This window comes from Isoptericola sp. NPDC055881, from assembly GCF_053615895.1.
The window spans coordinates 1-6829 of record NZ_JBSHCR010000119.1; the positions used below are offsets into that span (position 1 = coordinate 1).

Annotated in this window: 8 protein-coding genes and 1 tRNA gene; 4 read left to right on the top strand and 5 right to left on the bottom strand. The window is 73.1% G+C overall.

What is annotated here, in order from left to right:
• Positions 1 to 51: 51 nt before the first annotated feature.
• The 5 genes from rplA to ACWGKI_RS20260 form a co-directional block, all read right to left on the bottom strand.
• Positions 52 to 762 (bottom strand): 50S ribosomal protein L1, encoded by a 711-nt coding sequence (gene rplA / locus ACWGKI_RS20240; protein ID WP_380245259.1) that lies wholly within the window; start codon positions 760 to 762, stop codon positions 52 to 54.
• 130 nt (positions 763 to 892) lie between these two features.
• On the bottom strand, positions 893 to 1324 hold the full coding sequence (gene rplK / locus ACWGKI_RS20245) for a 50S ribosomal protein L11 (protein WP_380245258.1): 432 nt from the start codon (positions 1322 to 1324) through the stop codon (positions 893 to 895).
• A gap of 110 nt (positions 1325 to 1434) precedes the next feature.
• Positions 1435 to 2268, bottom strand: coding sequence for a transcription termination/antitermination protein NusG (nusG, locus tag ACWGKI_RS20250; protein WP_380245257.1), 834 nt, complete (start codon positions 2266 to 2268; stop codon positions 1435 to 1437).
• Between the two features lie 63 nt (positions 2269 to 2331).
• Positions 2332 to 2592 carry a preprotein translocase subunit SecE gene (gene secE / locus ACWGKI_RS20255; RefSeq protein ID WP_452189440.1) on the bottom strand — a complete coding sequence of 87 codons (261 nt, stop codon included), beginning with the start codon at positions 2590 to 2592 and terminating at the stop codon, positions 2332 to 2334.
• Between the two features lie 130 nt (positions 2593 to 2722).
• Positions 2723 to 2798 (bottom strand) — tRNA-Trp (locus tag ACWGKI_RS20260).
• A 177-nt stretch (positions 2799 to 2975) separates the two neighbouring features.
• Between ACWGKI_RS20260 and ACWGKI_RS20265 the strand changes: the two genes are divergently transcribed.
• The 4 genes from ACWGKI_RS20265 to ACWGKI_RS20280 are packed head-to-tail and all read left to right on the top strand — an operon-like array spanning position 2976 to position 6697.
• The gene (locus ACWGKI_RS20265; RefSeq protein ID WP_452189442.1) at positions 2976 to 4106 is read left to right on the top strand and encodes an adenosine deaminase; all 1131 of its coding nucleotides are present in this window, start codon (positions 2976 to 2978) and stop codon (positions 4104 to 4106) included.
• Positions 4107 to 4113: 7 nt separating this feature from the next.
• On the top strand, positions 4114 to 4503 hold the full coding sequence (locus ACWGKI_RS20270; RefSeq protein WP_452189444.1) for a hypothetical protein: 390 nt from the start codon (positions 4114 to 4116) through the stop codon (positions 4501 to 4503).
• Positions 4503 to 6044, top strand: coding sequence for a sensor histidine kinase (locus ACWGKI_RS20275; protein WP_452189445.1), 1542 nt, complete (start codon positions 4503 to 4505; stop codon positions 6042 to 6044). Before ACWGKI_RS20270 ends, ACWGKI_RS20275 begins: the two co-directional genes overlap by 1 nt.
• Complete coding sequence (locus ACWGKI_RS20280; protein WP_380245252.1) at positions 6041 to 6697, top strand: response regulator transcription factor; 657 nt, start codon at positions 6041 to 6043, stop codon at positions 6695 to 6697. The genes ACWGKI_RS20275 and ACWGKI_RS20280 overlap by 4 nt, the downstream gene beginning before the upstream one ends.
• Positions 6698 to 6829 lie beyond the last annotated feature (132 nt).

Sequence of the window (6829 nt, forward strand, 5' to 3'; positions counted from 1 at the left end):
CCCTCGCGGGTGCCGGGCCGTCGTACGTGGTTCAGCGAGTCCCTGCCGGGATCACGCCTCCTCGAGGAGCTTCGAGGTGCGCGACTGGTCCAGCGGGATGCCGGGGCCCATCGTCGTCGCCATCGTGGCCTTGGTGATGTACCGGCCCTTGGACGACGTCGGCTTGAGACGCAGGACCTCGTCCAGCGCGGCGGCGTAGTTCTCCACCAGCGCCTTCTCGTCGAAGGACGCCTTGCCGATGATGAAGTGCAGGTTCGAGTGCTTGTCCACGCGGAACTCGATCTTGCCGCCCTTGATGTCGGTGACAGCCTTGGTCACGTCCATCGTCACGGTGCCGGTCTTCGGGTTCGGCATGAGACCACGGGGGCCGAGGACCTTGCCCAGGCGCCCGACCTTGCCCATGAGGTCCGGCGTCGCCACGGCGGCGTCGAAGTCGGTGTAGCCCGCCGCGACCTTGGCGATCAGGTCGTCGCCGCCGACCTCGTCGGCGCCGGCCGCCACGGCCTCCTCGGCCTTGGCAGCGTTCGCGAAGACGATCACGCGGGCCGTCTTGCCGGTGCCGTGGGGCAGGTTGACCGTGCCGCGGACCATCTGGTCGGCCTTGCGGGGGTCGACGCCCAGGCGGAACACGACCTCGACGGTCGCGTCGTACTTGACCGTCGCGGTCTCCTTGGCGAGGCGGACCGCCTCGAGGGGGGCGTACAGGTTGTCGCGGTCGATCTTCTCCGCCGCGGCGCGGTACGCCTTGCTGCGCGTTGCCATCTGCTTCTCCTTCTGCAGTCGTGGTGAGCGGGTCCGCGCGGACCCTGCCACGTGCCCGGCGTCGGTCGCCGGGACTTGCTGCGAGCCGCCCGCCCACGACCAGGTCGCGGGTGGGCGGCTCGCTCGCGGATCACTCCGCGACGGTGATGCCCATCGAACGAGCGGTGCCGGCGACGATCTTCATCGCGGCGTCGATGTCGTTCGCGTTGAGGTCCTGGAGCTTCGTCTGGGCGATCTCGCGGACCTGGTCCTGGGAGAGCTGCGCGACCTTGACGGTGTGCGGTGTCGCGGAGCCCTTGGCCACACCAGCGGCCTTCTTGATGAGCTCGGCGGCCGGCGGGGTCTTCGTGATGAAGGTGAACGAGCGGTCCTCGTAGACCGTGATCTCGACCGGCACCACGTCACCGCGCTGCGACTCGGTGGCCGCGTTGTAGGCCTTGCAGAACTCCATGATGTTCACGCCGTGCTGACCGAGCGCGGGGCCGATCGGCGGGGCGGGGGTGGCCGCGCCGGCCTTGATCTGGAGCTTGATCAGGCCGGAGACCTTCTTCTTGGGAGGCATGTCGCGTTCCTTGCTTTCTTTTCGTGGGCCGACGCCGTGGGCGATGACCCGGTTGCAGTGCTGCGTCCTCCGCGAGCGGCGGGTGCCGCTCAGCGGTCAGGCCAGGAGGATCAGATCTTCGCGACCTGGTTGAACGACAGCTCGACCGGGGTCTCCCGGCCGAAGATGGAGACGAGGACCTGGAGCTTCTGGGCCTCGGCGTTGATCTCGGAGATCGTGGCGGGCAGCGTGTCGAACGGGCCGTCCGTGACCGTGACGGACTCGCCGACCTCGAAGTCGACCTCGACCGGCGTCTTCGCGGTCGCACCGGACGCCGCCGCGGCCTTGCCGGCCTCGGGGGTCGCCTCGACGAACACCGGCGCGAGCATCGAGAACACCTCGTCGAGCGTCAGCGGCACGGGCTGGTGCGTGTGGCCGACGAAGCCGGTGACGCCCGGCGTGTGGCGCACGGCGCCCCACGACTCGTCCGTGAGGTCCATGCGCACGAGGACGTAACCGGGGATGCGGACGCGGCGGACGGTCTTCTTCTGCGCGTTCTTGATCTCGGTCACCTCCTCCATGGGGACCTCGATCTGGAAGATGTAGTCCTCCATGTTCAGGCTCTGGATGCGGTTCTCCAGGTTGGCCTTCACACGGTTCTCGTACCCGGCGTACGAGTGGATGACGTACCAGTCGCCGAACTGCGCGCGCAGGGTGCGGCGGAACTCCTCGGCGGGGTCCACGACGACGTCGCCGTCGGCGTCCGACGCGCCCTCGTCCTCGGCGTCGCCCTCGACGTCCTCGGTGGCCTCGTCGGTGTCGCCGGCGTCGGTGTCCTCAGCAGCGTCCTCGACGGCCGCCTCGGGCTCCGCGTCCGCGGGCACGTCGAGGTCCGCCTCGACGCCCTCGGCGTCGGGCTGGGTGGGGTCGACGTTCTCCGTCTGGTCCAGCGGATCCTGGGACACGAACGAACCTGCTTTCTGGAATCTGCTTGCTTCAGGGGCGGGCGACCGGCGGGCCTGCCGCGGTCAGTCGCCGAAGAGGGCGAGGACGCCCAGGCCGATGGCCCAGTCGAGCGCCGTCACGAACAGCATGACCACGACGACGAACACCAGGACGACGATCGTGTAGTTGACCAGCTCCGAACGGGTCGGGGTGACGACCTTGCGGAGCTCCGCCACGACCTGGCGCACGAACAGCACGATGCGCGCGAACAGGTGCGGGCGCTTGCCGGTGGCTGTCTTGCCGCCACCGGGCGTCCCCACGGCCTCAGCCGGTGACTCGCTCACTCGCAATACCCCGTTTCGCGTTCCCGCCGCGGCCGCGCCACCTGCCGGCGACGCACCCACGGCACTGACTCCTGGCGTTCCGGGGTCATGCAGATGGCCCCGCTGCGCGCGGCCCCGCGGGGGATCACGCTGGCAGGGTAGACAGGACTCGAACCTGCAACCTGCGGTTTTGGAGACCGCTGCGCTACCAATTGCGCCACTACCCTTCGTGCTCGACACCCACCGTCCAGGCCAGAACCACCCGGAAGGGCGCGTTCGAGCATTGGCGGGCATCAACCACCGAGGGACAACTGTACGCGACGCGCAGGCGTGGGTCGAACCGCCACCGCGAGCCGAGCGTGGCCGACTGCCCCGAGGCGCCCGTGTCGGGGCAGACTGGCGCCGTGCGCGATCTGGCGAAGCTCCCCAAGGCTCACCTGCACCTGCACTTCACGGGCTCGATGCGGGTGCCGACCCTGCGCGACCTGGCGGCCGAGCACGGCGTGCGGCTGCCCGGCGCGCTGACGGACGGCGACCCGCTGCGCGTGCCCGCCGACGAGCGGGGGTGGTTCCGCTTCCAGCGCCTGTACGACGCGGCGCGCGCGTGCGTGCGGTCCGAGGCGGACATGCGCCGGCTCGTCGACGAGGCCGCGGCCGACGACGCCGCGGAGGGGTCGCGTCGGCTCGAGATCCAGGTCGACCCGACGTCGTATGCCCCGTTCGTCGGCGGCATCACCCCCGCCGTCGAGATCGTGCTCGACGCGGCCCGTGCCGCGAGCGCCGCGCACGGCGTCGAGGTGGCGGTGATCGTGGCGGCGTCGCGGATGCGGCACCCGCTCGACGCGCGGACCCTCGCGCGGCTCGCGGCCCGGTACGCGGGCGACGGGGCGGGCGAGGTCGTGGGCTTCGGGCTCAGCAACGACGAGCGGCGCGGCGACACCGCCGAGTTCGGGGCCGCCTTCCGGATCGCCCGCCGGGCCGGCCTGGCGTCCGTGCCGCACGGCGGCGAGCTGCTCGGCCCCTCGCACGTGCGCGACGTCGTGGAGGCCCTGCACCCTGACCGCCTCGGCCACGGCGTGCGCGCCGGGGAGGACCCGGCCCTCCTGGCCGAGCTCGTGGAGCGCGAGGTGGCGCTGGAGGTGTGCCCCGCCTCCAACGTCGGTCTGGGCGTCTACGCGGACACCTCCGAGGTGCCGCTGCGCCCCCTGGTCGAGGCGGGGGCGCGGGTCGCCCTGGGGGCGGACGACCCGCTGCTGTTCTCCTCGCGCCTGCTCGACCAGTACGTCGCCGCCCGCGACGTGCACGGGTTCACCGACACGGAGCTCGCCGGCCTCGCCCGGTCCTCGGTGCTCGCCAGCCGGGTGTCCGACTCCACGCGGCGCGCCCTCCTGGCCGACGTCGACGCCTGGCTCGCGGCCCCCGACCCGGCCGACGAGCCGGCCGAGGTGCCAGCCGGAGGACCGGCGCACGCCGGTGCGGACCGTCCTCCGGCGGGCGGACCTTTCTCATCTGCGTCTCATCCGCCCGCGGGATGATCCCGCCATGTCGAAGCCGGCGGAGCACGCAGAGGGGGCAGCGCGCAGGGGGCGGTGGCGCACGGCCCTCCCCTGGGCGCTCGGCGTCGCGCTCGTCACGGTGATCGTCGCGATCGTGGCGTCCGCCGCCGGCTCCCCGCCGGACGACCGCGACGTCGGCGGCGTCGTGGTGGTCTCCCCCGGCCCGTCGCCCACGACGGGCGGCGCGTCGCCCGGCCCGTCCGCGACCCCCACGGACGACGACGATGACGACGACGACGAGGACGTGTCCCCCGCGCCGCCGACGGACGACGCGGACGACGACGGCGACGACGACGACACTGACGACGACAACGACAGCGGCGGCAGGAACGCCGGGGACGACTCCGCCGCCGGCGGCACCGCCGAGGGGCGCTGATGGGGCGCGATCCTGCCCGCCGGCGGGGCCTCACGGTCCGCACACGGCTCCTCGCGGCGATGCTCGCCCTCACCGCGCTCGCGCTCGGCTTCGCCGGGGCCACCGCGTACCTGCTCACCCACCGCCAGGTCGACGAGCGCATCGACGCCGACCTCGTGGAGAGCGCGGACGAGCTGCGCACGCTCGCGGCGTCCGGCGTCGACCCGGTGACGGGCCTCCCGTTCTCCTCCCCCGAGGAGGTGGTCGTCGCCGCCATCCAGCTCGAGGTCCCGGCCCGGAACGAGGGCGTCCTCGGGCTGCGCACCGGCAAGAGGCCCCTCGTCACGCAGCAGGAGGTCGAGGTGCAGCTGCAGGACGACCCCGAGCTCGTCGCGGCCGTCACCCCGATGGTCGACGGCGACCGCGTGCTGCTGCGCACGGTCCGCACCGCGACCGCCGACTACCGCGCCCTCGTCGCCCCCGTGCGCGCGCTGCCCGGGACCGCGGGCGCCGCTCCGTCCGCGGCCCCCGCCGCGCTCGTCCTCGCCTACGACCGGGGCGCCGAGCACGCCGAGACGCAGGCCGTCTTCCGCGGCTACGCCCTCGTCGCCCTCGCCGCGCTCGTCGTGGCCGCCGTCGTCGGCTGGCTGCTCGCCGGCCGCCTGCTGCGCCCCATCCGCACCCTGGCGCACACCGCGCAGCAGATCGGCGAGTCCGACCTGTCCGCGCGCATCCCCGAGACCGGCAACGACGACCTCACCCAGCTCACGCGCGCGGTCAATGCGATGCTCGACCGCCTCGAAGGCTCGTTCGAGTCGCAGCGCCGCCTCCTCGACGACGTCGGGCACGAGCTGCGCACGCCGCTGACCATCGTGCGCGGGCACCTCGAGCTCCTGGACCCCACCGACCCTGCCGACACGGCCGAGACGCGCGACCTGGCCCTCGACGAGCTCGACCGCATGCACCGCCTCGTCGACGACCTGGTCACCCTCGCCACCGTCGGGCAGCCCGGCTTCGTGCGCCCGGCGCCCGTCGAGCTCGGCCGCCTCACCGACGACGTGCTCGACAAGGCCCGCACCCTCGGCGCGCGCACCTGGCTCGTGGACTCCCGCACCGACGCCCGCACCCTGGCCGACGGGCAACGCCTCACCCAGGCGTGGCTCCAGCTTGCCGCCAACGCCGTGAAGTTCTCCGCGCCGGGCAGCGTCGTCGCGATCGGGTCGCGCACCACGCCCGACGGAGCGCACGTCCGCCTGTGGGTGCGCGACGAGGGCGTCGGCATCGCGCCCGGCGACCTCGGCCGCGTCTTCGAGCGCTTCGCCCGCGGCGAGCACGACGGCGCACGCCGCGACGGCGCCGGGCTCGGCCTCGCCATCGTCGCCGCCATCGCCCACGAGCACGGCGGCGAGGTGACCGTCGAGTCCGCCCCCGGCCAGGGGTCCACCTTCACCGTCGTCGTCCCCGTGCTGCCCGTGCCCGACGCCGACCCGCCAGCTTCCTCGCGCCGGCCGCCGGCCGTGCCGCCGCCCCCGCCACCCCCCGACGGAAGGACCGCACCGTGAGCCAGATCCTCGTCGCCGAGGACGAGACCCGCATCGCCTCGTTCATCGCCAAGGGGCTGCGCGCGGCCGGGTACGCGAGCACGACGGTCGCGACGGCGCGCGAGGCGTTCGACCTCGCGTCGTCCGGTGACTTCGACCTGCTCGTGCTCGACCTCGGCCTGCCCGACCAGGACGGCTTCACCGTGCTGCGGCGGCTGCGCGAGGCCAGGGTGACGCTGCCCGTCATCATCCTCACCGCCCGCACCTCCGTCGCCGACACCGTCGCAGGGCTGGAGGGCGGCGCCGACGACTACATGCCCAAACCCTTCCGCTTCGAGGAGCTGCTGGCCCGCATCCGTCTGCGCCTGCGTACCGAGCCCGCGGGCGAGGTCACCGTGCTCAGCCACGGCGACCTCAGCCTCGACCTGCGCACCCGGCGTGCCACCGCCGCAGGCGTCGAGACGGACCTGTCCGCCCGCGAGTTCGCCCTCGCCGAGGCCTTCCTGCGCAACGCCGGACAGGTGCTCAGCCGCGAGCAGCTGCTGTCGCGCGTGTGGGGGTACGACTTCGACCCCGGCTCCAACGTCGTCGACGTGTACGTGCGCTACCTGCGCAACAAGCTCGGCGCCGAGCGGTTCGTGACGGTGCGCGGCATGGGGTACCGGCTCGCCTGACCCGGCGCCCCGACCCGGCGCCCCGACCCGGCGCCCCGACCCGGCGCCCCGACCCGGCGCCGAACAGGCGGTTGTGCACGTTCCCAGCGTTCAGAAACTTCACCAACCCCCAGGCGGGTAAAAAACAAAACC